The following is a 25,446-nucleotide window of genomic DNA, read 5'->3' as shown; positions in this document are numbered from 1 at the left end:
TAGCAAGACGCCGCCTTCGGGCGGCGTCTTGTCGTTGGGGGCTGGATGGGTCGGCCGAAGGCCGGTCGTTCTTTTTAGCCCGCCGGGCCTCAAGTGTGGCGCCGCTTGGCCGATAAGCAATGGTAACGACGGCTTGCATCCATTGAAGGGTATCGGTTGTGCTGATTCTGCTGGGTTACCTCGTAGTCATAACGTGTGTCTTCGGCGGCTTCGTGCTGGCGGGGGGCTTCCTTGGGCCACTCTACCAGCCGACCGAGCTGCTGATGATCGGTGGGGCCGGGATCGGGGCCTTCATCGCTGCCAACAACGGCAAGGCGATCAAGGCGAGCTTCAAGATCCTTCCCAAGCTGCGGCGTACCAAGAAGTACAACAAACAGATGTACATGGAGCTGCTGGCAGTGCAGTTCAAGCTGCTGACCAAGGTTCGCCGCGAGGGCATGCTCGGCATCGAGCGCGACATCGACAGCCCGCAGGAGAGCGTGCTGTTCCAGGAGCACCCCAAGGTGCTGGCCGATCCGATGATCATGAATTTCCTGACCGACTACCTGCGCCTGATGGTGGCCGGTGGCATGGATCCGATGGAGATCGACGAGTTGATGCTCCACGAGATCGAGACCTTCGAGCAGGAGGCACACATCCCCGCGGATGCCATCGCCAAGGTGGGCGATGCCATGCCCGCGTTCGGTATCGTCGCGGCCGTCATGGGGGTGGTCAAGGCGCTGACCTACGCCGATGCCGGCCCCGAGCAGATGGGCGAGATGATCGCCCACGCCCTGGTCGGTACCTTCCTCGGTATTCTGATCGGCTACGGCTTCGTCAATCCGGTGGCCAGTACCATCGAGCGCCAGGCCAAGGAAGCGGAGAAGATGCTCCAGTGCATTCGCATCACGCTGCTGGCCAGCCTGCACGGCTACGCGCCGCAGCTGGCGGTGGAGTTCGGCCGCAAGGCCTTGCATACCGCCGAGCGCCCCGGGTTCACCGAGCTCGAGACCTATGTGCGTAATGCCAAGTCGGGTGCGGCAGCAGAATGAGTGCGGGGGGAGACAAGCGTCCGATCATCATTCGGCGCAAGAAGGTCGTCCGCGCTCACCATGGCGGGAGCTGGAAGATCGCCCTGGCCGACTTCATGACGGCCCTGATGGCGCTGTTCCTGGTGATGTGGATTCTCTCGGTGGCAAGCCCGGAGGCGCGCGAAGGGGTGGCCGACTATTTCAGCACGCCCTTGGTCAGTGCCGTCACCGGCGGGGATCGTGCCGGCAGCACCCGGGCCATTCCCGGTGGCGGCCCCGACCCGGCTCACAGCGAGGGCGAGCGGGCGCGTATCGACACTCGCGAGTTCTCGCGTCCAAGCGAGCAGCAGCGGCGCTTCTTCATGGATCTGCAGCGGCGCATCGAGACGGTGATCGAGGCCGACCCCGAGCTGCGCGAGTTGCGCCAGCAGATGCGCTTCGATCTGACGCCCGAGGGGCTGCGTATCCAGCTACTCGATACCGAACAGCGACCCATGTTCGCCATCGGCAGCGACCGCGTCGAGCCCTACATGCGCAACCTTCTGCGTACCATCGCGCCACTGCTCAACGACCTGCCCAACGACCTGAGTATCGGTGGGCACACCGACAGCCGGCCCTATGCGGGCGGCTACCGGGGCTACAGCAACTGGGAGCTTTCCAACGATCGGGCCAATGCGTCGCGCCGCGAACTGGTCGCCGGCGGGTTCGACTCGGACAAGCTGCTGCGGGTATCCGGCTTCGCCGATCGCGTGCTGCTGCCCGATACCGACCCCTTCGATGCGGACAATCGCCGGATCGAGCTGCTGGTACTGCTGCCGGAGGTGGCGGAGTACATTCGCCGGCCGAGCATTCTCAACGGCCCGGGCGTGCCGAGTCCGATGAGCACCCGCCTCGACAGCGAGGTCGACCTGGCGCCCGTACAGCAATTTACTGAAGGCCTTCGCCGTACCCTCAATCCCCAATAACCCATTTTGACACCAGGTGGTGAAGCGCATGGATATCACGGATTTCTATGACACTTTCTTCGAGGAAGCCGAAGAGCTGCTGGCCGACATGGAGCGCTACCTCCTGGAGCTCGACGTGGAGGCACCGGATACCGAGCATCTCAATGCCATCTTCCGGGCGGCCCACTCGATCAAGGGAGGGGCGGGCACGTTCGGTTTCGACGTGCTGCAGAAGACCACACACCTGTTCGAGAACCTGCTCGACCATACCCGCAAGGGCGAGCTCAAGCTGCGCCGGGATATCGTCGATACCTTTCTGGAAACCAAGGACATGCTCAGCGATCAGCTAGACGCCTACCGCAACGGCGACGAGCCCGATCAGGAGGCCTTCGAACGTATCTGCAAGACGCTCCAGCAGATTGCGCTCGAAGAGATCGGCCAGGATCTGGAGGGGGGCGCGCCCTCAGCGCCGGCGCCCAAACCGGAGCCGCCGCCGGAACCCGTCGCCGCGAGCGAGCAGGACGGCGAGGCAGGCTCGAATCACTGCATCGTGACGTTGCTCAACGTGGGCGAGAAGGACCGTCAGCTGCTGGTCGAAGAGCTGGGCCAGCTGGGTGAGGTCATCGCCCACGGTGGCGACGAGGCGTGCTACGAGGTGACGCTCGCCTCGTCGGTCGGCAATGACGACATCGAGGCGGTGATGTGTTTCATCGTCGATGCCGAACAGGTCAACATCCGCGCCGCCGAAGGCACGCCGGCGATGCAGGCTGGCGAGCCCACGCCCACGCCGCAGGAGACACCTGCCGAGCCGGTGGCGGAGCCGCCGAAGCCGGCGGCCGCCGCCATGCCTGCCGACGATGGCAAACCCGCCAAGGCGAAGAACAAGGCCAAGGGGGGCGGCGAGTCGACCTCGATTCGAGTATCGGTCGACAAGGTCGACCAGATCATCAACCTGGTGGGCGAGCTGATCATCACACAGTCGATGCTCGACCAGACCGTCAGCGAGCTGGACGGCGTCGCCGACAGCGCATTGCTCAACGGGATGAGCCTGTTGCAGCGCAACGCGCGGGATCTGCAGGAGTCGGTGATGTCGATCCGCATGATCCCGATGGACTTCGTCTTCAGCCGCTTCCCCCGGGTCGTTCGCGAGACCGCGGGCAAGCTGGGCAAGGAGATCGAGCTCACCACCGAGGGTGAGTCCACCGAGCTCGACAAGAGCCTGACCGAGCGCATCATCGACCCGCTGACGCACCTGGTGCGCAACAGCCTCGATCACGGCATTGAGCCGCCCGACGTGCGCGAGGCGGCTGGCAAGCCGCGCACCGGCAAGCTGGTGCTGTCGGCCCGGCACCAGGGCGGCAACATCATCATCGAGGTGATCGACGACGGCGCCGGTCTCAATCGCGACAGGCTGCTGGCCAAGGCGCGCGAGAACGGCCTGCCCGTTTCCGACACCATGAGCGACGACGAGGTGTGGCAGCTCATCTTTGCTCCCGGCTTCTCCACTGCCAAGGAGGTGACCGACGTCTCCGGCCGCGGCGTGGGCATGGACGTGGTCAAGCGCAACATCCAGGGCATGGGCGGGCACGTGCTGATCATGTCCACGCCGGGCGAAGGCACCACCATCCGCATCGTGCTGCCGCTGACGCTGGCGATTCTCGACGGCATGTCGATCAAGGTCGGCAACGAGATGTTCATTCTGCCGCTGTCCGCCGTGCTCGAGTCGCTGCAGCCGGCCAAGGAGGATCTCTACGCCATGGCCGGTGACGACGTGGTGCTCAAGGTCCGCGACGAGTACCTGCCGGTGGTGGCGGTACACGAGGCGCTGGACGTGCCGAACGCCAAGACCACGCTCACCGAGACCATCGCCGTGATCGTGCAGGGCGAAGGGCGTCGCTATGCCCTGCTGGTGGACGACCTGGTCGGCCAGCAGCAGGTGGTGGTCAAGAACCTGGAAACCAACTACCGCAAGGTGCCGGGGGTCTCCGCCGCGACCATCCTCGGGGATGGCAGCGTGGCGCTGATCCTCGACATCACCGGCTTGCATCGCCTCAGCCGGGCCAAGAAGGAGAAGCGCCGGCCCGAGCGGGGATTGCAGACACTTGAAGTCCTGACCGAAAACGCGCTGGAGAACTGATCATGAGCCAGACGAACGATGCGGCACTCGCCGCTGCCGAAGCCCACAACCGTGAATTCCTGGTGTTCTCGCTGGGCGACGAAGAGTATGCCGTCGACATTCTCAAGGTGCAGGAGATCCGTGGCTACGAGAACGTCACGCGAATCGCCAATGCGCCGGACTTCATCAAGGGGGTGACCAACCTGCGCGGGGTGATCGTGCCGATCGTCGACCTGCGTATCAAGTTCCACCTCGACAAGGTGGAGTACGGCGGCCAGACGGTGGTGATCGTGGTCAACGTCGAGGATCGTGTCGTCGGGATCGTCGTCGATGGCGTGTCCGACGTCATGACGCTCTCGCCCGACCAGATCAAGCCGGCGCCGGAGTTCGGGGTCACGCTCTCTTCCGATTTCCTCAGCGGGCTGGGCAGTCTCGAGGACCGCATGCTGGTCATCGTCGATATCGACAAGCTGCTGACCAGCGACGAGATGGAACTGGTGGAGCGTGTGGCGGAGTGAAGGGGGCTCAAGTTCGCCTCGCCCTTGCCGATGTCCGTATGAAAGGCGGTCTTTTTGCATGCCGCTCATAAGGGGATGACGTGAAGTTACTCGACAACCTGACAGTCCGGGCCAGCTGGTTCCTGGTGTTGCTGTTCTTCGGCGCGATGCTCGTCGTGCTGAGCGTCCTGGGTCTCTATGCTCTGCAACAGGGCAGCGCCGCCGTCGCCGCCATGGCGCCGCACGCGGGAGAGTCGGGTGCGGCGCATCAGGCCTCGTTTGCCGCTACGACCGGTCTGATCCGCCTGGCAATCGTCGCCGTGTTGCTGGGGTCGGTCGTGGTGATGGGCATCGTGGTGTGGGGCATCAGCGTCAATGTGCTACGACCGCTCGCCCGTCTGGTCGGTTATTTCGAGGGCTTGGCCCAGGGCGACCTCTCCCAGCCGGTGGAGAACCGCGGTAGCAACGAGATCGGACGCCTGTTCACCTCGCTGCGACACATGCAGGATGGCCTTTCGGGCACCGTCGGCACGGTGCGCAGCAGCAGCGAGAGCATCTACCTGGGGGCCCAGGAGATCGCTGAGGGTAACGGCGAGCTGTCGTCGCGTACCGAGCAGCAGGCCGCCTCGCTGGCCGAGACCGCCTCCAGCATGGAGGAACTGGCCTCCACCGTGGAGCAGAACGCGGACAATGCGCGCCAGGCAAGCCAGCTTGCCGCCGAGGCATCGCGCACCGCGGCCCAGGGCGGCGAGGTGGTCGGCGAGGTCGTCGCGACCATGCACGACATCAGCGAAAGTTCGCACAAGATGTCCGACATCATCGGCGTCATCGACTCGATTGCCTTTCAGACCAACATCCTGGCGTTGAATGCCTCGGTCGAGGCGGCCCGTGCCGGCGAGCACGGTCGTGGCTTTGCCGTGGTGGCCCAGGAGGTACGCAGCCTGGCCGGACGCAGCGCCTCGGCAGCGGGCGAGATCCGCGCGCTGATCAACACCTCGCTGGAGCGGGTGGATGTCGGTACCGCACGGGTGGACCAGGCCGGTCGGACCATGGGCGAGATCGTCGCGGCCGTCCAGCGGGTCAGCGACATCATGGACGAGATCGCCTCGGCCTCCCTGGAGCAGAGCAACGGTATCGGCCAGGTCAACCAGGCCGTGACCCAGATGGACCAGGTGACCCAGCAGAACGCGACGCTGGTGCAGCAGGCCGCCACGGCGGCGACCCAGCTCGAGGCCGAAGCCGCTCGCCTGCGCGAGGCCGTCCTGCGTTTCCGCCTGGCGGGACAGCAGGGCGAGACACCATCGAAGGCGGGCCGGCAAGCCGGTCGGGCCGCCCCGCTTGCGCTGCAGGATCCGCTGCCCGCCAAGCGCAGCCAGAACGTCACGAAGGGCCGGCACGAAGAGCCGAAAGAAGAAGAGTGGGCCTCGTTCTAGGACCCGCCGGAGTCGCAGTGCCAGACAACGCAGGGGCGGCGTCATGCCAGCCGTTCCGCCCTGATCGAGCCGAATCGGCAAGGAAACTACAATGCGCAACAATCAGCCGGTGACACAGCGGGAGTACAAGTTGGACGATCGGCAGCTGCTGATCAGCCGCACCAACCTCAAGGGCCAGATCACTTACGCCAACGACACCTTCGTCGAAGTAAGCGGTTATCGCAGAGAGGAGCTGATCGGCTCGCCGCACAACCTGATTCGCCATCCCGACATGCCGCCAGAGGCCTTCGCGGACCTGTGGAAGACCATCAAGAAGGGCGAGACCTGGCAGGGGCTGGTCAAGAACCGGCGCAAGAACGGCGACCACTACTGGGTGCGGGCGACGGTCACGCCGATCGTCGAGGACGGGCAATGCCTGGGGTACACCTCGGTGCGCACGGTGGCCGAACCCGGCGCGATCGAAGCGGCCGAGCGCATCTACGCGGGCCTGCGCGAGGGGCGCTCCGCCTATGCCCTGCGCCAGGGGCTGGTGGTGCGGCGCGGCCCGCTGGGCTGGCTGGCACGCATCAACCTGCACTCCATTCGCGCCCGCCTCTCCATGCTCACGCTCTCGGCGCTGCTGCTGCTCGCGATCAGCGGCGGGGTCGGGCTTTTCGGCTTGCAAGCGTCGGGGGAGCGCCTGGCGGAACTGAACCGTGACGGCTTGCAGGACGTGATTCGACTTCAGCAGCTCGGTCAACTCGTCAACGAGGGGCCGCAGGGGCTCAGCGCCGAACAGCGCATGGATATCCTGGGCGAGCGACACCAGCGCGCCGAGGAACTCTCTCGCATCGCCGGGCAGCTTTCGGAGCTGTGGGGCGAGTACCTGGATCGTGACGTCAACCGTACGCCGGTGGCGATGGAGTTCGACGCCTCGCTGACGAGCTTCCTCGATGAAGGCTTGGCATCCATGGCCGACGCGCTGGGCGGCGAGGAGGCCTTCGATGCCATGATGGCGCTGAACAACCAGACGGCTCCGCTGCGTGAAAGTGCGGAAGCCTTGACGGTACAGATCAACCAATTGATCGACCAGCAGCGCATCGCCGCCCTGGGCATGGCCGAGGACGCTGAGCAGGGGCAGCAGCAGATGCTGGTGGGCCAACTGGGCTTCATGGCACTCGGCTTCGTGTTGCTGATCATCATCAGCGTTTGGATCATGCGGGCGATCACCCGGCCGGTGCGCCGCGCGGCTGATTTCACCCTGCAGATCGCCTCGGGCAACCTGGCGGTGGCGATGCCGAAGCAGACCCGCGACGAGATCGGTGCGCTGCTGGGCTCGCTCGATACCATGCGCAAGAGCCTCTACAGCACAACCGCGAGCGTGCAGCAGGGCATCGACGTGGTGACCCCGGCGTCGCGTTCCATCGCGCGCGGCAACGAGGATCTCTCGGCGCGTACCGAGCAGCAGGCCGCCTCGCTGCAGGAGACCGCCTCCAGCATGGAGGAGATGACCACCACGGTGCAGCAGAACACCGACAACGCGCGCCAGGCCAGCGGGCTGGCGCTGGACAACGCCAGCCGCGTACGCGACACCGGCGAGCTGATGCATGGGGTGGTGCAGACCATGGCGCGCATCACCGCCGGCGCCGAGAAGATGAAGGACATCATCAACGTGATCGACTCGATCGCCTTCCAGACCAACATCCTGGCGCTGAACGCCTCGGTGGAGGCGGCGCGGGCGGGCGAGCAGGGGCGCGGTTTCGCGGTGGTGGCCGGCGAGGTGCGCAACCTGGCCGGGCGCAGCGCGGAGGCGGCCAAGGAGATCCGTAGCTTGATCGACGGTTCCGCCAGCGAGATCCACGAGGGGGCCAGCCAGGTGCAGCGCGCCGAGAGCGCGATGGCCGAGGTGGTGGCGGCCTCGCAGCGGGTCAACGACATCATGGGCGAGATCACCGCGGCGTCGGAGGAGCAGAGCAGCGGCATCGGCCAGATCAACCAGGCCATCACCGAGATGGACCAGGTGACCCAGCAGAACGCCGAGCGGGTGCAGCAGAGCGCGCGGGCAGCAAGCGACCTGCAGCGCCAGGCGGAGCAGCTGGCCCAGGCCATTCGCGTCTATCGCCTGCAGGGGGCTGGCCCCGAGACGGTGCCTGACGCGAAGGAGTCCGCCGGCCGGCCGGCCGGCGCCGCCAGCACGCCGGCGGCCACGTCAGCCGCGCAGCACGACCCGCTTCCTGCCAAGCGGGCACCGGCCAAGGCGCACGACCAGGCGCCCGAAGAGGAGTGGGAGACGTTCTAGTAGCGTGGCAGGGGACTCACTTACACGAGGCGGCAAAGGATAATAACGATGCGCGACAATCAGCCGGTAACGCAGCGGGAATTCAAGCTGGGCGAGGAGCATCTGCTCATCACCCGCACGGACCTGGAGGGGCGAATCACCTACGCCAACTCCGCGTTCGTCGAGGTCAGTGGTTACGCCCACGAGGAGGTGATCGGGGCGCCGCACAACCTGATTCGTCATCCCGACATGCCGCCCGAGGCCTTCGCGGACATGTGGAAGACCATCAAGAAGGGCGAGACCTGGCAAGGGGTGATCAAGAACCGCCGCAAGGACGGTGACCACTACTGGGTGCAGGCGACGGTCACGCCGATCCTGGAGGACGGCAAGTGCCAAGGCTACACCTCGGTGCGCACGGCGGTCGAGCCGGCGGCCGCCGAGGCGGCGGCTCGCGCCTATGCCCGGCTGCGTGAAGGGCGCGCCAAGCTGGCATTCCGGCGGGGGCAGCTGGTACGGCGCGGGGTGCTGGGTGCGTTTGCACGGCTCAACGTGCATACCCTGCGGGCCAAGCTGGTCACCCTGACCCTGGTGCCGGTACTGCTGCTGCTGCTCAGCGGGGCGGTGGGGCTGTATGGCCTCAAGGTATCGGGAGACCGTGTAGCCTACATCAATGGCAATGGCGTGCAGGACATCGCCGATCTGCAACGAGTCGACCAGCTGCTGAGCCAGTTGATGACCGACCTGGAGCGCCCGGTGCGCAACCCCAGGGCGCTGCGTCTGGAGCAGATCCAGGCGCTGGCAGACGAATCCGAAGTCGTCGTCGAGCGAGTCGGTGCCTCCTGGGACAGCTTCCTGGAGGGCGAGGACCCCACGAACGAGGAAATCGCGACCCTCGACGCCCAGCTCGGCGTCGCCGTCGATGAGGGCATCCGCCCCACGCTGCAGGCGCTGATCGACGGCAGCGGCTTTGCCGCCTACGAGGCCTACAACGATGTGCTGCGCCCGGAGGTCGAGAGCATCAGCCAGAGCATCAACGTGCTGATCGAGGGCAAGCTCGGCTATGCCAACCAGCTGGCGGAAGAAGCCGAGCGCGGTCAGGCCCTGATGCTCACGGGTCAGCTGGCGGCGCTGTCGGTGGGCATCCTGTTCCTGATCCTGCTGGGCTTCTGGACCCTGCGGGCGATCACCCGGCCGGTACACCGCGCCGTCGACTTCACCCTGCAGATCGCCTCGGGCAACCTGGCGGTGCGCTCTCCCGATCGTACTCGTGACGAGATCGGGGTGCTGCTCGGTGCGCTCAACACCATGCGCAAGAGCCTCTACAGCACGACCCGGAGCGTACAGCAGGGCATCGACGTGGTGACGCCGGCGTCGCGTTCCATCGCGCGCGGCAACGAGGATCTCTCGGCGCGTACCGAGCAGCAGGCCGCCTCGCTGCAGGAGACCGCCTCCAGCATGGAGGAGATGACCACCACGGTGCAGCAGAACACCGACAACGCGCGCCAGGCCAGCGGGCTGGCGCTGGACAACGCCAGCCGCGTACGCGACACCGGCGAGCTGATGCATGGGGTGGTGCAGACCATGGCGCGCATCACCGCCGGCGCCGAGAAGATGAAGGACATCATCAACGTGATCGACTCGATCGCCTTCCAGACCAACATCCTGGCGCTGAACGCCTCGGTGGAGGCGGCGCGGGCGGGCGAGCAGGGGCGCGGCTTCGCGGTGGTGGCCGGCGAGGTGCGCAACCTGGCCGGGCGCAGCGCGGAGGCGGCCAAGGAGATCCGTAGCTTGATCGACGGTTCCGCCAGCGAGATCCACGAGGGGGCCAGCCAGGTGCAGCGCGCCGAGAGCGCGATGGCCGAGGTGGTGGCGGCCTCGCAGCGGGTCAACGACATCATGGGCGAGATCACCGCGGCGTCGGAGGAGCAGAGCAGCGGCATCGGCCAGATCAACCAGGCCATCACCGAGATGGACCAGGTGACCCAGCAGAACGCCGAGCGGGTGCAGCAGAGCGCGCGGGCGGCAAGCGACCTGCAGCGCCAGGCGGAGCTTCTCGACCGGGCGATTCGTGTCTTTCGGCTGCGGGGTGCCGGGCTCGAGCAGGTCGTCGCCCACGGCCAGGAGAGATTCTCCGAGACCTCAGCCGAGCGCCCACGTTCTGCCACCCCCGCCTTGGGGCATGATCCGCTTCCCGTGCCGCGGACGCCTGGCAAGACCAGCAAGGCAACAGCCGATGAAGAGTGGGAAACATTTTGACGATGTCACAGGGCCCCGGAATGGAACCGGGGCAATGGTCCGGGCTGGGTCACCTCGAGCGTGACCTGGTCCTCACCGACGAAGACTTTTCTCGGATTCGCCAGTTGATCTACCAGCGGGCGGGTATCGTGCTGGCGGAGCACAAGCGCGAGATGGTCTACAGCCGACTCGCCAAGCGCCTGCGCCACCATGGCCTGACCCGCTTCAGCGACTATCTGGAAAAGCTGGCGCGCCAGCCCGATGCGAGGGAGTGGGAGGCGTTCACCAATGCGTTGACCACCAACCTCACGGCGTTCTTTCGTGAGATGCATCACTTCCCGCTGCTGGCCGAGCACGTGCGCAAGGCCAGCGGGCCCGTGCGCATCTGGAGCGCCGCCGCTTCGACCGGAGAGGAGCCGTACTCGATCGCCATGACCCTGCACGAGAGCCTGGGCGCGCGGGCGACGGAGGCGCGTGTCGTGGCCACCGATATCGATACCGAGGCGTTGACGCGTGCGCGGGCCGGCGTCTATCCCGTCGAGCAGGTGCGCAAGATCGATGAGAGCCGGGTAAAGCGCTTCTTCCAGAAGGGCCGGGGGCAGCACGAGGGACTCGCCAGGGTGCGCCCCGAGGTCTCCTCGATGGTGGAGTTCCTGTCGATGAACCTGCTGGCGCCGCAGTGGCCGGTCAAGGGGCCCTTCGATGCCATTTTCTGCCGCAACGTCATGATCTATTTCGACAAGCAGACCCAGGCTCGAATCCTCGAGCGCTTTGCGCCGCTGCTCAAGGACGATGGCCTGCTGTTTGCCGGCCACTCGGAGAATTTTTCGTATATCAGCAAGGTGTTTCGCCTGCGTGGGCAGACCGTCTACACCCTGGCGGAGATGGCTGGCGCAGGCAGGTAGCGAGACGCCGTGAGGCTAAAGTTATCGCCGCCCGTGCCGATGAATCTCATATTGGCATGCCATGGGTCGCCATGACTCACCCATGAACAGGAGACTTGTCTTGGGATCGAACAGGATCAAGGTGCTGTGCGTCGATGACTCGGCGCTGATTCGCGACCTTCTCAGCGAGATCATCAACTCGCAGCCGGACATGGAAGTGGTCGCCGTGGCGCCCGATCCTCTGGTGGCGCGCGACCTGATCAAGCGCCACAACCCCGACGTCCTGACGCTCGACGTCGAGATGCCGCGCATGGACGGGCTCGACTTCCTCGAGCGCCTGATGCGCCTGCGGCCGATGCCGGTGCTGATGGTGTCGTCGCTGACCCAGGCCGGCTCGGAAATCACCCTGCGTGCACTGGAACTGGGGGCACTGGACTTCGTCGCCAAGCCGTCGCTGGGCATCCGCAATGGCATGCTCGAGTACGCCAATGACATCGCCGAGAAGATTCGCGCCGCGGCCAAGTCGCGCCCGCGCCAGGCGCGCCAGGCCCAGACGGCGCCGCGGGCCACCTTGAAGGCGCCGCTGGTATCGAGCGAGAAGCTGATCATCATCGGTGCCTCCACCGGGGGCACGGAAGCGATCCGTGCCGTACTCGAGCCGCTTCCCGCCAACAGCCCGGCCATCCTCATCACCCAGCACATGCCCGGCGGCTTCACCCGCTCTTTCGCCGAGCGGCTCAACCGCCTGTGCAACGTGACGGTGAAGGAGGCCAGTGACGGCGAGCGAGTGCTGCCGGGTCATGCCTACATTGCCCCTGGCGACGCCCACCTCAAGCTGGCACGCAGCGGGGCGAACTACGTGGCCAGGCTCGACGACGGTCCGCCGGTCAACCGCCACCGCCCTTCGGTGGACGTGCTGTTTCATTCCGCTGCCACCCAGGCAGGACGCAACGCCATCGGTGTGATCCTCACCGGCATGGGCAAGGATGGAGCCGCGGGCCTGCTTGAGATGCGCCAGGCGGGGTCTGCCACTCTGGCCCAGGACGAGGCCAGCTGCGTGGTCTTCGGCATGCCGCGCGAGGCGATTGCCTTGGGCGGAGCCGCCGAGGTGGCCAGCCTCGAGGACATTCCCGAGCGCCTGATGGCGCTGGTGGCGGCCTCGGGCCGCGCGCAACGGGTTTGAGCCTTTACAAGAAAAGAACAAGACGACAAAAAAGTCGTCAGCCTACGCAAGGAGCCGCCCGGTAATGAGCCGCCTGATTCGCAATATCAGTATCAACGTGTCCGTGATCGCTGCACTGGCCAGCTTCGCCGTACTGATCGGCGTGGTGGCGCTGCTCTCGTTCCTGTCCGAGCGCCAGGCGGAGCGGGTCATGACGGATCTCGACCGCATCAACGCCCAGCAGCTCAACGAAGTCAACCGCGCCGATGCGCTGCTCAACGTGGCGCGGGTCAGCCTCGAGATCGCCTCCAACCAGATCATGCTGGGCCGCACGGCCGATGCCAATCAGCAGCTCGATGTCGCCGCGGATCGGATCGACAGGGCCGAGGCACGCCTGAGCAGCTTCTCAGCAGTGCCCAAGTTCGATGGCTCCCGTGACCTGGCGCAGCGCCTCGAGCAGCACTTCACTACGGTGCTCGGCCTGGTTCGGGATCAGCACGCCGCGCTCGACCAGCTCGATACGCCGCAGTTCGGCAGGCTGCGCGAAGAACTCATCGAACCCAGTGCCGCCCTGGCCAGCAGCATGACCGAGTTCGTTCACTATGGCTTCAGCACCGGACAGGCAATGACGGCCGACTTCCGTGCGCGGGCCGATCGCTTCGCTGCCATCAAGCTGGCCGCGCTGGTGCTGGCCGCACTGGTGCTGGTGCTGGTGTATGTCGGGCTGCGTGCCACGGTGATCCGCCCGCTCAACTCCGCGGTCAATCACCTGCAGACCATCGCCAAGGCCGACCTGACGGGCAGGATCCCCGAGGGCAGCCGCAATGAGATCGGCAAGCTGTTCAATGCCATGCGCAACATGCAACAGAGCCTGACCCGCATCGTCGGTCAGGTGCGTGGCAGCAGCGGCTCGATCCATGTCGGCACGCGTGAGATCGCCAGCGGCAATGCCGACCTGTCGTCGCGCACCGAGCAGCAGGCGGCGTCGCTGGAGGAGACAGCCTCGAGCATGGAGGAGATCACCGCCACGGTCCGTCAGAATGCCGACAACGCGCGCCAGGCCAGCGGGCTGGCCCTGGACGCCTCGACCACGGCCGAGCGTGGCGGCGAAGTAGTCGATCGCGTGGTCAAGACCATGGGTGGGATCTCCGCGAGCTCACAGAAGATCAGCGACATCACCAGCGTGATCGACTCCATTGCTTTCCAGACCAACATCCTGGCGCTGAACGCCTCGGTGGAGGCGGCCCGCGCCGGCGAGCAGGGCCGCGGCTTCGCCGTGGTGGCCGGCGAGGTGCGCAACCTGGCCAGCCGAAGTGCCACGGCGGCGAAGGAGATCAAGGAGTTGATCGAGGGGTCGGTGGCCCAGGTCAAGGAGGGCTCGACCCTGGCCGAACAGGCCGGCGAAACCATGGACGAGGTGGTCAAGGCGGTGCGCCGCGTGACCGATATCATGGACGAGATCTCCGCAGCGTCCCAGGAGCAGAGCGATGGTATCGAGCAGGTAAGCCAGGCGGTGGGCCAGATGGATCAGGTCACCCAGCAGAACGCCTCGCTGGTGCAGCAGGCCACGGTCGCCGCGGCCTCGCTCGAGGAGCAGGCCAACCGTCTCGAGCAGGCCGTTGCCATATTTCGCCTGGCAGGCGATGCGCAGCGCGACTCCGCGCATGGCCAACCGCCGAGCGAGAAAGAGGGCGTGAACGGCGGAGCTTCGCTGACGCAACGCACTGCTGTCCCCGCCTTGGCCAACCCGGAGCGCCGGGCGCGCCCGGCAGGCCGCGAGATCGATCCCAAGCCCAAGCGCAAGTCCCAGGCCGAGCCCGTGGTCGAGGGGGACTGGGAAGAATTCTGAACGCTCATTGCAACCGCGACGGCAATCGATGTCGTCGGATGACGATCAACGTCTGATAGAGAAAGAGGAATCCTGATGGCTGACAAGAACATGAGCTTTCTGGTGGTCGACGATTTTCCGACCATGCGCCGGATCGTTCGGAGCCTGCTCAAGGAGCTGGGTTACACCAACGTCGAGGAGGCCGAGGATGGCCAGGAGGCGTTGACCAAGCTGCGCTCGGGCGCCTTCGAGTTCGTGGTCTCCGACTGGAACATGCCGAACCTCGACGGCCTGGAAATGCTCAAGCAGATCCGTGCCGACGACTCGCTCAAGCAGTTGCCGGTGCTGATGGTCACCGCCGAGGCGAAGAAGGAGAACATCATCGCGGCGGCCCAGGCCGGGGCCAGCGGCTACGTGGTGAAGCCGTTCACCGCCGCCACGCTGGAAGAGAAGCTCAACAAGATTTTCGAAAAACTGGGCAAGTGACGCCGGCAGGTTAGTCCCGCTTGCGGAGGAGAGAACGAGATGAGCGCAAACGAGCAGCCTGGCCAGGCGCAATCGCCCGGCGCCGCTGGCGAGGAGCTGGTCCAGCGCATCGGACAGCTGACCCGCATGCTGCGGGAAAGCATGCGCGAGCTGGGCCTGGACAAGGAGATCGAGAAGGCGGCCGAGGCGATTCCCGACGCGCGGGATCGACTGAGCTACGTGGCCACCATGACCGAGCAGGCCGCGGAGCGTGCCCTCAACGCCATCGACCGTGCCCAGCCGCTGCAGGATTCGATCAGCAGTGGCGCCGAGTCGCTGGACAAGCGCTGGGCCGAATGGTTCGCCGAGCCCAAGGAGTTAGACGAGGCGCGTGACCTGGTCAAGCAGACACGCAGCTACCTGGCCGATGTGCCCGACAAGACCCAGGCCACGCAGAAGGAGTTGCTCGAGATCATGATGGCCCAGGACTTCCAGGACCTGACCGGCCAGGTGATCAAGAAGATGATGGACGTCATCCGCGAGATCGAGCACCAGCTGGTACAGGTATTGATCGACAACGTGCCCGAGGAAGTGGCCCGCGAGAACATGCAGCGCAAGGCCAATGACCAGTGGGAGAACGAAGCCCGGCGCCGGGAGGAGGGGCTGCTCAACGGCCCGCAGATCAAGCCGGGAGTCGATGTCGTCACCAATCAGGATCAGGTGGATGATCTGCTCGATCAACTGGGCTTCTAGGGTGCACAAATGCCTGCGCGAGCGAATCGCTGCGTTGCGCGGTGCTGGAGCGCCAGCCCGGTCGGAATCCTCACATATACCCCATATGCTCCGGTTCCTGTGCGCCGCGCGCCTTGCGCTTCATCTCGCTCGGCGATTTGCTCAGCGTTCGCATAGACATGAATAGGCGTTGAAGTCCTTAAGCCGCCTATTTCAAGCTCTCCATCTTCATAGGCGCCGACGGTCGTGGTCGATAAGACTGCGATCATCGGCGCTTTTTGGCGTATCGACAGCCTGCCGTTGACGCCACAATGGCCACCGTGCGGAAAAGTGTGCGGGTGCCATGGCCGACGAGAGCAGTGATCAGGAAAAAACCGAAGAGGCCACGCCACGGCGCCTGGAGAAGGCGCGTGAGGAAGGCCAGGTTGCCCGTTCCCGTGAGCTGACCACCTTCATGCTGCTGTTGGGCGGCGTGGTGGGCATGTGGTCGATGGGAGCGCTGCTCTACGACCAGTTGGGGCTGGTGATGGAGCAGGCCTTCCTGTTCGAGCGTCGCCAAGCCTTCGAGACCGGCCCCATGCTGAGCAACGTGCTCGACCTGGGATCCCGGACACTGTGGACCATGCTGCCGCTGTTCCTGCTGCTCACCCTGGTGGCGCTGGTGGCGCCGGCGCTGCTGGGCGGTTGGCTGATCTCGGCCAAGTCGCTCAAGCCCCAGATGTCGAAGCTCAACCCGTTCAAGGGGTTGAAGCGCATGTTCGGCACTCAGGCACTGATCGAGCTGTTCAAGGCGGTGGCCAAGTCGGTGCTCATCGGCGGGGTCGGCACGGCGTACCTTTATTACAATCTGGGGGAGTACCTGTCGCTGATGGATCAGCCGACGACCCAGGCGCTGGCCCGGGCGCTGCTGATGGCCGCCGAAGCCTGCGGGCTGATGGTGCTGACGCTGCTGGTGGTGATCCTGATCGACGTGCCCTACCAGCTCTGGAGCCATGCCAAGAAGTTGCGCATGTCGAAGGATGAGATCAAGCGTGAGCACAAGGAGTCCGAGGGTGACCCGCACGTCAAGGCGCGAATTCGCTCCCAGCAGCAGGCGATGGCGCGAAATCGCATGATGAGCAAGGTGCCGGAGGCCGACGTGATCATCACCAACCCGACCCACTATGCCGTGGCGTTGCAGTACGACGAGGCGCGCATGGGGGCTCCCCGTGTGGTGGCAAAGGGCGCCGACATGGTGGCGGCGCGCATCCGTGAACTCGGCGAGGCCGCCGGAGTTCCCCTGCTGCAGGCACCGCCACTGGCGCGTGCGCTGTACCAACACGTCGATCTCGAACGCGAGATTCCACTGGACCTGTATACCGCCGTGGCGGAAGTCCTGGCCTGGGCCTTCCGTCTCAAGCACGTGTCACGAGAAGGGGGAGAGGTGCCGCCTACACCCGAGAATCTGGTCATCCCGGAGAGCCTGTCAGTGCCCGCGGCCGATGCGGCCGAGGGCAACGCTGAGCCGGGGTCGTCCGAATCCGACGGAGCGCGTCGATGAAGTCACTCAGCCATATCATCGGGCGCCGCGACTGGATGGGCGATGTCCGCATGAAGCTGCTGGCCGGTCCGATCCTGATCATCATGATCCTGGGCATGATGATCGTGCCGCTGCCGCCGTTCGCACTCGACCTGCTGTTCACCTTCAACATCGCGCTGGCGGTCATGGTGCTGCTGGTCAGCATGTTCACCCAGAAGCCGCTGGACTTCGCCGCCTTCCCGGCGGTGCTGCTGTTCACCACCCTGCTGCGGCTGTCGCTCAACGTCGCTTCGACGCGGGTCATCCTGATGGAAGGCCACCAGGGCGGCGATGCGGCGGGCAAGGTGATCGAAGCGTTCGGTGAGTTCCTCATCGGCGGCAATTTCGCCGTGGGCCTGGTGGTCTTCCTGATCCTGGTCGTCATCAACTTCATGGTCATCACCAAGGGGGCGGGACGTATTGCCGAAGTGGGCGCGCGCTTCATGCTCGACGCCATGCCGGGCAAGCAGATGGCCATCGATGCCGACCTCAACGCCGGCCTCATTGGCGAGGAGGACGCGCGCGCGCGTCGCGCCGAGGTCGCCCAGGAAGCCGATTTCTACGGCTCCATGGACGGTGCCAGCAAGTTCGTGCGTGGCGATGCCATGGCCGGCCTGGTGATCATGGTAGTCAACATCATCGGCGGCCTGCTGATCGGCATGCTCCAGTACGACATGGGCTTCGGCGATGCCGCCCGCACCTACGTCCTGATGACCATCGGTGACGGCCTGGTGGCTCAGATTCCCGCCCTGGTCATTTCCACTGCCGCCGGCGTGACCGTGTCCCGCGTCAACACCGAGCAGGACGTTGGCCAGCAGATGATCGGCCAGCTGTTCGTCAACCCCCAGGTGATGGTGCTGGCGGCGCTGGTCATGGGCCTGCTGGGCCTGGTGCCGGGCATGCCCAACATGGTGTTCCTGCTGTTCACCGGCCTCCTGGCCGGCCTGGCCTGGATGCTGACACGTCAGCAGGAGCAGCGCCTGGTGGCGCAGGAGCTTCACGCCGAGCCACCGCCGGCGCCCGAGGCGCCCGAGGCCAGTTGGGAGGACGTGCAGCTGGTGGACACCCTGGGGCTCGAGGTCGGACATCGCCTGATCCCGCTGGTCGACCAGCGCCAGGATGGCGAGCTGCTGGGCCGCATCAAGAGCGTGCGCAAGAAGTTCGCCCAGGAGGTCGGCTTCCTGCCCGCGGTGGTGCACATTCGCGACAATCTGGAGCTGGGCGCCAATACCTACGTCATCACCCTGAAGGGGGCCGAGATCGGGCGCGCCGAGGCCTTCCCGGGCCAGTGGCTGGCCATCGATCCGGGCCAGGTCACCGGCCAGCTGCAGGGCACGCCGACCTCCGACCCCGCCTTCGGCCTGCCGGCGGTGTGGATCGACGGGGGGCAGCGCGAGCACGCCCAGGTCTACGGCTATACCGTGGTCGACGCCGGTACCGTGATTGCCACGCACCTCAACCACCTGCTGCACCGCCACGCGGCCGAGATGCTGGGGCGCCAGGAGGTGCAGAAATTGCTCGACAAGCTGGGCGAGGAGCAGAAGTCGCTGGTCGAGGAGGTGGTGCCCAAGGCGATCAGCCTGACCGTCCTGCAGCGCATCCTGCAGAACCTGCTCGACGAAGATGTCTCCATTCGCGACATGCGCACCATCCTCGATACCCTGGCGGAGTACGCGCCCCAGCAGCAGGATGCCAACGAACTGACAGCGCTGGTACGGATCATGCTGGGGCGCGCAATCACCCAGCAGTGGTTCCCCGGGCGCGATACGCTGAACGTGATCGGCCTGGAGGCCCAGCTCGAACAGGTCCTGTTGCAGGCGATGAATGGCAACGGGGCGCTCGAGCCGGGGCTGGCCGAGACCTTGATGAGCCAGACCGAGCAGGCCGTCGAGCGGCATGAGGCGAGCGGCGAACCGCCGGTGCTGGTCGTGCAGCACAGCCTGCGTCCGCTGCTGGCCCGTTTCCTGCGCCGGCGCATGCGCCACCTGGTGGTGATGTCGCAGGCGGAAATACCCGATGATCGGACGCTGCGTATCGTGACGCTGGTGGGAGGTCGATAAGCGATGAGTGTCATGCGTTTCGTGGGGGTCAACAGTCGCGAGGCGATGCGCCAGGTGCGCGCGGCCCTTGGCGACGAAGCCCTGATCCTGGCCAACCGACACACCGAGCAGGGCGTCGAGATCCTGGCAATGGCCGAGTCGGCCGCGGCGCAGGACGATGGCGGCGCCAGCAAGCGCGTGCCACCGTCCGCAGTACCGCAACCCCCGGCCGCAGCGGGGCCCGCCACGCCGGCAGGCCCCGACCCGGCCCAGGCCTTCGAGGCGATGAGCGCGAGGCTGCTCGAGGAGATGCGCGACATGCGCGCCATGCTGACGCGTGAGCGTGGCCAGCCGGCATCGACCGCCACGCTGGGCGAGCAGCTCGTGCAGACGATGCTGGCGAGCGGTTTCAGCCGCGCGCTGGCCGACGAGGTGGTCTCGGCCCTGCCCGAGGAGCTGTCGGCCGCCGCTACCCTGGAGGAGCGTGCCCTGGCATGGCTGGCGCGCCAGTTGACCCAGCGCCTGAGCGGCCTGGACGACGAAGCGGCCTTCATGGACCGTACCGGCATCGTAGCGTTGATCGGACCCACCGGGGTGGGCAAGACCACCACCACGGCCAAGCTGGCGGCGCGCTACGTCATGCGCCACGGCACCCGCCCGGTGGCGCTGGTGACCACCGACAGCTTCCGGATCGGCGCGCACGAGCAGCTGCGCATCTATTCGCGACTGCTCGACGTGCCGATGTACGCGCTCAATGCCGATCAGCCGGTATCGGACCTGCTGGGGCGCATGAAGGGCAAGTCCTGGATCATCATCGACACGGTCGGCATGAGCCAGCGCGACCATCGGGTCATCGAGCAGGTCAGCCACCTGCACGGTGGCGACTCGCCGGTGCGCCTGGTACTGCTGCTCAACGCCGCCAGCCAGCCCGAGACCCTCGAGGAGGTGGTGGTGCGCTACCGGCAGGCGGCCCAGGCGGCCGGCGGCGAGCTGCGTGACTGCATCGTCACCAAGCAGGATGAGGCCGGGCGGCTGGCGCCCGTGCTCGACATCGTCATGCGTCATGGTCTGCGCCTGCTGTTCGTCTCGCATGGCCAGCGGGTACCGGAAGACATGGCACTCGCCCAGCCGGAGGCCTTGATCGACCAGGCACTCGCCGACCGCCCGTCGACGCCGGGCACGGTGACGCGTCTGGCCCCGGAACCGGCCGTGCGAAGCTCGGGCAGCCTGCTGGGGCAGGGGCGCCGCCTGGCCGCCGTGTTGCAGCTGTTGCGCCAGCGCCTGCCTGGCTTCGAACGCCTCGAGGAGGTGTGGAACCTGCTGGGCTTGCCGTTCGCCGTCCAGCAGCAGCGTCTGGATCGGCTGTTGCAGGATTACCCTGGTGCCGGCGAGGCGTTGGGGATGCTGTGGAGCGAACGTCGTCGCGTACCGGGCGAGAGCTGGTCGATGCCGGACGTGGCGCTCAGCCCCGAAGGTACCTGGCTGGCGCTGCCGCTGCTGCAGCACCGTCAGGTGGCGGGTCAGCAGGCGCGCCTCGAGACGGCGGGAGCTCGGCATGGAATCGGTGTGCATCTGTTGAATGGCCTGCCCGATGCAGAGGCGGGTGAGTGGCTGGAACGCCAGGCTTTGAGCTGGTGCAGCCAGGCACGCGGCAGCCAGCGCGTCGTATACGCCGGTGAGCGGCGAAGCCTGGTGTCGCTGGATGGCGTAGGCGAGGCCGTGGGTGACGTGCGCTGCCGCTTCCGCGGCGCGCCAGGCCGCCTCGTCCTCGCCGCGCTGGCCGCCGACGTCGCGTTCAAGGGCAATCGGCGCGACCGGGAGCTGCTGGAAGCGCGGGTCTGGTTCGGTGAGGTTCGCGACGAGGAGAGCGGCAAGGTGCTTGGCAAGCGCTATTGGCTGGCGCCGGCGCGGTTGGGGCGCGAGCCCGAGCCGCTGTTGCTTGCGCTGCTGCAGGGCGACGTACTGCCGCAGCTCACCCGCCGCGCCTGGCAGCGGCTGGACCCGGCCGAACTCGGGGAACTGCGTGCCGACCTGCGCCTGCTGATGGCCAGCGGCCTGGCGACGGTGGCCGCCCACCTGGACCTTGCCGAGGACGAATCGGCGATGGACCTGCGGGCGGAGCTGCTGGGGCTCGGCGGGGGGCGCCGTCGTCGCCGTGACGTTGCGCTGCTCGAGTCGTTGGTACAACTTTTCCTGGTGCGCGATGCCATTCGCCACCTGGGTCTCGGTGAAAGGGAGACAGGCTAGATGGGATGGGACCAGGCCGCAGGGCTGCGCCAGTGGGCGAACGGTGAGTCGCAGCAGTGCCCGGCACATGTGGCCGAGATGCTGGTCGAGTTGGCGGCCAGGGGCGACGGCGGCGCGACACCGCCGCCGGCCATGGCCCGTGCGGCGGCCAAGCCAGCCCCCGGGCGTGCCGCCACCGCGCCGTCACGCCCGGCCGCCAGCGCCCAGGGGGTGACGCTGATGGTGCTGGGCCTGCCGGGGACCGCCGAGCGGCACACTGCCAGGGTGACCGAGCTGCTGGAAAGTTGGGCCCGCGAGGGGCGGCGATGGGTGGGTGACCCCCGCGCCTGGCGCATCGTGGCGCTGCCCATCAGCAGCCCACACCTGCCCGTGCTGGCGACCCAGCAGTCGCACTGGGCGCTGTGGGTGGATGACGATCTCGAGGCATTTCGCCGTGGCTACCGTCTGCTCAAGCAGATAGCCGAGCAGGGCGGGCCTCGGCGGCTGCTCGCCGTGCATCCGCCCGGGGTGGGGCGACAGGGCCTATTGGCCAATCTGCAGTATGTGGCAGAGGCTTATTTCGACATCGAACTGCTGGTATTGGCGCGATGATACCTCGAGCGAGTCACTGGCTCGCGGCCATCGCGCTCGGTGGCTGGCTGGGGGGTGCGCAGGCCAGCGGCAGCTGGGTCGCCTCCGCCCCCTCGCTGCTGGTGGCCACGGCCGACCGTCCGATGGCTTCCGCTGCCTTGCTGCCGCCCTCGCCGGAGCTGGCCAGTGGCCAGGTGATGGGGCGGGTCGGCTGGCACTACCAGCCGCCGGTCGGCATCGCGGTGAATGCCTGGCTGTGCCATCCGGGCAGCTGCCTGCGTCTACCGGGGCCACGGGGACAGACCGACGGCCTGGCGGGCCTGCCGGCGGATACGCCACTCTATTTTCAGTTTTCCCTTCAGGATCGCCGGCAGCGTGCCGCGACCCTGCAGGGGCTGCAGGTGATCGTCAACCATGAGCATCTGCCACGCCCCTGACCCGTCGAGCGTGCGAGTCGACGCTCGTGGGAATCGTCAGCCGTGAGAGCAAGCGCATGTACACAGCACGAGGCAAGATCGAACAGGCGGACCTGCTGGATGAGTACCTGCCGCTGGTGAGGCGCCAGGCGCTTTCCATGCAGGTTCGGCTACCGTCGAGCATCGAACTCGACGACCTGATTCAGGCCGGTACGGTGGGGCTGCTCGAGGCCATGGGCCGCTTCGATGCGAGCCAGGGGGCCAGCTTTGCCACCTTCGCCAGCCAGCGCATTCGCGGCGCCATGCTCGATGAGCTGCGCAGCCGGGACTGGCTGCCACGCAGCGTCAGGCGCAACGCCCGGGCGGTCGACGAGGCGGTGCGGCGTCTGGAGCAGTCGCTGGGACGCCCCGCCGAGGAGACCGAGATCGCCGGTGAACTCGACATGGGGCTGGAGGAGTATCGCCAACTGCTCAGCGATACCAACAGCGGGCACCTGCTTCCCTTCGAGGCGCTGATGGCCGAAGGGGTCGAGCCCGGGATCGAGGACGCCTCGATCGACACGCCCTACCGCATGCTCATCGACGAGGAGAAGCGCCGGCAACTCGCCGAGGGCATCGAGGCGCTTCCCGAGCGCGAAAAGCTGCTGATGGCGCTGTACTACCAGGAGGAGCTCAACCTCAAGGAGATCGGCGTCGTGCTGGGCGTGACCGAATCTCGGGTCTGCCAGTTGCACAGCCAGGCGGTGAGCCGTCTGCGGGCGCGCCTGGCAGAACACGATTAAAGGTTTTCCATCAGCGCCTTGGTGCTCTCCAGCGCATTCATGTAGCAGGCATGAAGCTGGTCGGCGGGCACGTCATCGATGGCTTCCTCGATCTGGCGCTCGTGATTCTCGCACAGGGTCAGCACGGCACCGAGGGGGCCGCTCCGGTGCTTGAGGGCCTCGATGATCGGCTGCCCGAGCGGCAGGTGTTCGAGCAGGGTGTTGCGGTCCTCCTCCAGCAGGGCATCCATCATCGAGAACAGGCCGGTGGTGAAGGCATCCTCGGAGTCGAGGGTGGGGAAGGGGGCCGCCAGGTTGCGGCACATGAAGGCGCGGATCAGCGCCATGCGCAACACGATGCGCGACGTGGGCTGCAGGCTGGCGAGCGTCAGCGTCAGGATCAACCGGCGAAGCTCGATGAGCCCCAGGAGCTGGACCGCGCGATGCAGGTCGACCTCCTTGCCGCCGCGGTGGAAATAGCTCGAGTTGGCCCGGCGCAGGATGGCCACGTGCAGGTGGGGTACCTGCACGACCAGTTCGTGGAGGCGGTTGAGGTCCTGGTTGTCCTCGTAGAGGGCACGAATCAGGCGGATCTGGGCGGCACGGTTGCCATGGCGGCCCCGCGGAGCCGAGGCGATGAAGCTGGGTTTGGCGAGGTAGTGGCCGTGATAGTAATCGCAGCCCATCGCCTGGTAGCGCTCCAGCTCTTCGCGGCTGTCGAGGTTCTCGACCAGCAGCTTGACGTTGCGCCCCGGGAGCCGCTCCAGGGTCGCATCGTCGAGGTCCCGCGGCGAGGTGAGCGCGATGATGTCGCAGCGGTCGAGCATGGCCTCGGGGTCCTGCTTCAGCAGGCGGGACGATACGATGACCCGGTAGCCGCGTTCGCGGATATCGTCCAGGCGTGCGAGCAGTTCGGCGGTGACCGTGTGCGCCCCGGCCATGCCCAGCGCCAGGCGCGGGGCCGGCGTAGGCAGCAGTTCGGGGCGCTCGAGCCACTCCAGCGGCAGGTCGACGAACAGTGTCCTGTCGCCCAGCAGGCCGCCATCGCCAAGTTCATAGACGGCGCTGGCCAGCGCCCTGGCGGTGGCGGCCATGACGTCCTCGGTTTCGCTGTCGGTGTGCCGGGTGTAGACCAGGCGATCCGCGACGTGATGATGGCTGGCATCGTGAATTGGCTGAAGCGCGACGGTGAAAGGATCGGGGTCCCTTGGCTCAGGCATGCTGCTTGGCTCCGTGCTGAGTGCGATGCACTCGGAAATTTCTCAAGTTTCAGGCTGACATGAACGTGTTCGAACCGCTTACCCTAGATGGCCCGTTGCAACGTCGCGAGCGTCGGCTCGAGGCCGTGGGTCAATGCCTCGAGGCCGGGGCGGGCATAGAAGAAGCCTTGCTGCTGGGTAATGCCGCCTCGTGCAAGCCACAAGGCCTCGGCACGGGTCTCCACGCCTTCAGCCACCAGGTCGACATCCAGTTCCCGCGCCAGCGTGACGACGGCACGCAGGATGGCCTGGCGGCGCGTATCGCTGTCGCAGTGCATCACCAGCGCGCGGTCGATCTTGAGCCGGTCGGGCTCGAGTTCCACCAGCAGGTCGAGGTTGGCGAAGCCGTTGCCGAAGTCATCCAGCGCGGTCTTGAAGCCCATGTTGCGATAGGCCTCGATGATGTTGCGCAAATGCTGGCCCTGCACCCTTTCGATCTCTGTGACCTCGAAGACCAGCCGCTCGGCCGGCCAGCCGACCTGTTCGGAAATCGCCAGCGTCGCCTGGATGCAGGCCGTGGGCTCGTAGACCGCGTTGGGCAGGAAGTTGATCGACAGGCTCTCGCGCATGCCGAGACGGCTGGCGAGCTGGATGGCGCGGATTCGGCATGCCTGGTCGAAGCGATACAGCAGCCGAGGCGTGACCTGGTCCAGGATGCTGGCCGCCGATTCGCCAGCCGGCCCTCTCACCAGCGCCTCGTAGGTGGTGATGCTGGCCGAGGCAAGGTCGACGATGGGTTGGAAGGCCATGGTAAAAGCGAACGGCAGCGGCCCCTCACAGCGTTCGCAGCATCCGTCCCTCTCGGCGCATCGTTGCATGGCTACTCCTGTCTGGTCGCGGTTGGCCAACGGGATGCTCACGGAGGCGTCCTGGCCGCCGCCGGAATCGCTCGTTGGCCAGGCGAGGGCCAACCCCCTGTGCCGCCCTCGGCAGGCCCGACCGAAGGGCCTGGTGCCGACAAGGATCTCATGGCTATCGTATCGGCCGCGATTGCCGAAACTTTAGCAGGAGGCGAAAAGTTTGACCTGGGTCA

Annotated in this window: 20 protein-coding genes; 18 read left to right on the top strand and 2 right to left on the bottom strand. The window is 66.4% G+C overall.

The genetic code is table 11. The features are described 5' to 3' along the window. Nucleotides 1–158: 158 nt before the first annotated feature. The 18 genes from motA (at nucleotide 159) to I4484_RS12235 (ending at nucleotide 23,175) form a co-directional block, all read left to right on the top strand. A complete protein-coding gene (gene motA / locus I4484_RS12320; RefSeq protein ID WP_197447583.1) occupies nucleotides 159–1,031 on the top strand; it encodes a flagellar motor stator protein MotA in 873 nt (290 codons plus the stop codon). Further along, entirely contained in the window at nucleotides 1,028–1,975 is a 948-nt protein-coding gene (gene motB, locus I4484_RS12315) for a flagellar motor protein MotB (RefSeq protein ID WP_197447582.1), read from the top strand. The genes motA and motB overlap by 4 nt, the downstream gene beginning before the upstream one ends. 28 nt (nucleotides 1,976–2,003) lie before the next feature. After that, nucleotides 2,004–4,091 (top strand): chemotaxis protein CheA, encoded by a 2,088-nt coding sequence (gene cheA, locus I4484_RS12310; protein WP_197447581.1) that lies wholly within the window; start codon nucleotides 2,004–2,006, stop codon nucleotides 4,089–4,091. Nucleotides 4,092–4,093: 2 nt separating this feature from the next. After that, nucleotides 4,094–4,588, top strand: coding sequence for a chemotaxis protein CheW (locus I4484_RS12305; RefSeq protein ID WP_159552561.1), 495 nt, complete (start codon nucleotides 4,094–4,096; stop codon nucleotides 4,586–4,588). An 80-nt stretch (nucleotides 4,589–4,668) separates the two neighbouring features. Next, complete coding sequence (locus I4484_RS12300) at nucleotides 4,669–6,000, top strand: methyl-accepting chemotaxis protein (protein WP_197447580.1); 1,332 nt, start codon at nucleotides 4,669–4,671, stop codon at nucleotides 5,998–6,000. A 91-nt stretch (nucleotides 6,001–6,091) separates the two neighbouring features. Next, entirely contained in the window at nucleotides 6,092–8,278 is a 2,187-nt protein-coding gene (locus I4484_RS12295) for a PAS domain-containing methyl-accepting chemotaxis protein (protein WP_197447579.1), read from the top strand. 48 nt (nucleotides 8,279–8,326) lie between these two features. Further along, nucleotides 8,327–10,513, top strand: a complete 2,187-nt coding sequence (locus I4484_RS12290; protein WP_197447578.1) for a methyl-accepting chemotaxis protein — start codon at nucleotides 8,327–8,329, stop codon at nucleotides 10,511–10,513. A 2-nt stretch (nucleotides 10,514–10,515) separates the two neighbouring features. Further along, a complete protein-coding gene (locus I4484_RS12285; protein ID WP_197447577.1) occupies nucleotides 10,516–11,397 on the top strand; it encodes a CheR family methyltransferase in 882 nt (293 codons plus the stop codon). Between the two features lie 100 nt (nucleotides 11,398–11,497). Further along, nucleotides 11,498–12,559, top strand: a complete 1,062-nt coding sequence (locus I4484_RS12280; RefSeq protein ID WP_242597112.1) for a chemotaxis response regulator protein-glutamate methylesterase — start codon at nucleotides 11,498–11,500, stop codon at nucleotides 12,557–12,559. Between the two features lie 64 nt (nucleotides 12,560–12,623). Beyond that, nucleotides 12,624–14,387 carry a methyl-accepting chemotaxis protein gene (locus tag I4484_RS12275; RefSeq protein ID WP_197447575.1) on the top strand — a complete coding sequence of 588 codons (1,764 nt, stop codon included), beginning with the start codon at nucleotides 12,624–12,626 and terminating at the stop codon, nucleotides 14,385–14,387. Between the two features lie 75 nt (nucleotides 14,388–14,462). Then, nucleotides 14,463–14,852, top strand: coding sequence for a chemotaxis response regulator CheY (gene cheY / locus I4484_RS12270; protein ID WP_197447574.1), 390 nt, complete (start codon nucleotides 14,463–14,465; stop codon nucleotides 14,850–14,852). Nucleotides 14,853–14,891: 39 nt separating this feature from the next. After that, nucleotides 14,892–15,584: a protein phosphatase CheZ gene (cheZ, locus tag I4484_RS12265; protein ID WP_197447573.1), complete on the top strand. Its 693-nt coding sequence runs from the start codon at nucleotides 14,892–14,894 to the stop codon at nucleotides 15,582–15,584. Between the two features lie 322 nt (nucleotides 15,585–15,906). Continuing rightward, entirely contained in the window at nucleotides 15,907–17,103 is a 1,197-nt protein-coding gene (flhB, locus tag I4484_RS12260) for a flagellar biosynthesis protein FlhB (protein ID WP_197447572.1), read from the top strand. After that, nucleotides 17,100–19,181 carry a flagellar biosynthesis protein FlhA gene (gene flhA / locus I4484_RS12255; RefSeq protein WP_197447571.1) on the top strand — a complete coding sequence of 694 codons (2,082 nt, stop codon included), beginning with the start codon at nucleotides 17,100–17,102 and terminating at the stop codon, nucleotides 19,179–19,181. Before flhB ends, flhA begins: the two co-directional genes overlap by 4 nt. 3 nt (nucleotides 19,182–19,184) lie before the next feature. Beyond that, nucleotides 19,185–21,407, top strand: a complete 2,223-nt coding sequence (gene flhF, locus I4484_RS12250) for a flagellar biosynthesis protein FlhF (protein WP_234283465.1) — start codon at nucleotides 19,185–19,187, stop codon at nucleotides 21,405–21,407. Beyond that, nucleotides 21,408–21,998, top strand: a complete 591-nt coding sequence (locus I4484_RS12245; RefSeq protein ID WP_234283466.1) for a hypothetical protein — start codon at nucleotides 21,408–21,410, stop codon at nucleotides 21,996–21,998. It abuts the gene before it with no gap. Then, nucleotides 21,995–22,414: a flagellar protein FlhE gene (locus I4484_RS12240; RefSeq protein ID WP_197447570.1), complete on the top strand. Its 420-nt coding sequence runs from the start codon at nucleotides 21,995–21,997 to the stop codon at nucleotides 22,412–22,414. Before I4484_RS12245 ends, I4484_RS12240 begins: the two co-directional genes overlap by 4 nt. A 56-nt stretch (nucleotides 22,415–22,470) precedes the next feature. Beyond that, nucleotides 22,471–23,175 carry an RNA polymerase sigma factor FliA gene (locus I4484_RS12235; RefSeq protein WP_197447569.1) on the top strand — a complete coding sequence of 235 codons (705 nt, stop codon included), beginning with the start codon at nucleotides 22,471–22,473 and terminating at the stop codon, nucleotides 23,173–23,175. On the opposite strand, the gene I4484_RS12230 is transcribed toward I4484_RS12235, so the two are convergent. Next, nucleotides 23,172–24,374, bottom strand: a complete 1,203-nt coding sequence (locus I4484_RS12230; RefSeq protein WP_197447568.1) for an EAL and HDOD domain-containing protein — start codon at nucleotides 24,372–24,374, stop codon at nucleotides 23,172–23,174. The two genes, I4484_RS12235 and I4484_RS12230, sit on opposite strands and share 4 nt — an antisense overlap. 83 nt (nucleotides 24,375–24,457) lie before the next feature. Further along, complete coding sequence (locus I4484_RS12225; RefSeq protein ID WP_197447567.1) at nucleotides 24,458–25,231, bottom strand: EAL domain-containing protein; 774 nt, start codon at nucleotides 25,229–25,231, stop codon at nucleotides 24,458–24,460. Between the last annotated feature and the right edge of the window lie 215 nt (nucleotides 25,232–25,446).

Source organism: Halomonas sp. SS10-MC5 (genome assembly GCF_015992245.1).
Taxonomy (GTDB): domain Bacteria; phylum Pseudomonadota; class Gammaproteobacteria; order Pseudomonadales; family Halomonadaceae; genus Halomonas; species Halomonas sulfidoxydans.
The sequence above is the reverse complement of the archived record's forward strand: the minus strand, read 5'-3'. Positions and strand labels throughout refer to the sequence as shown.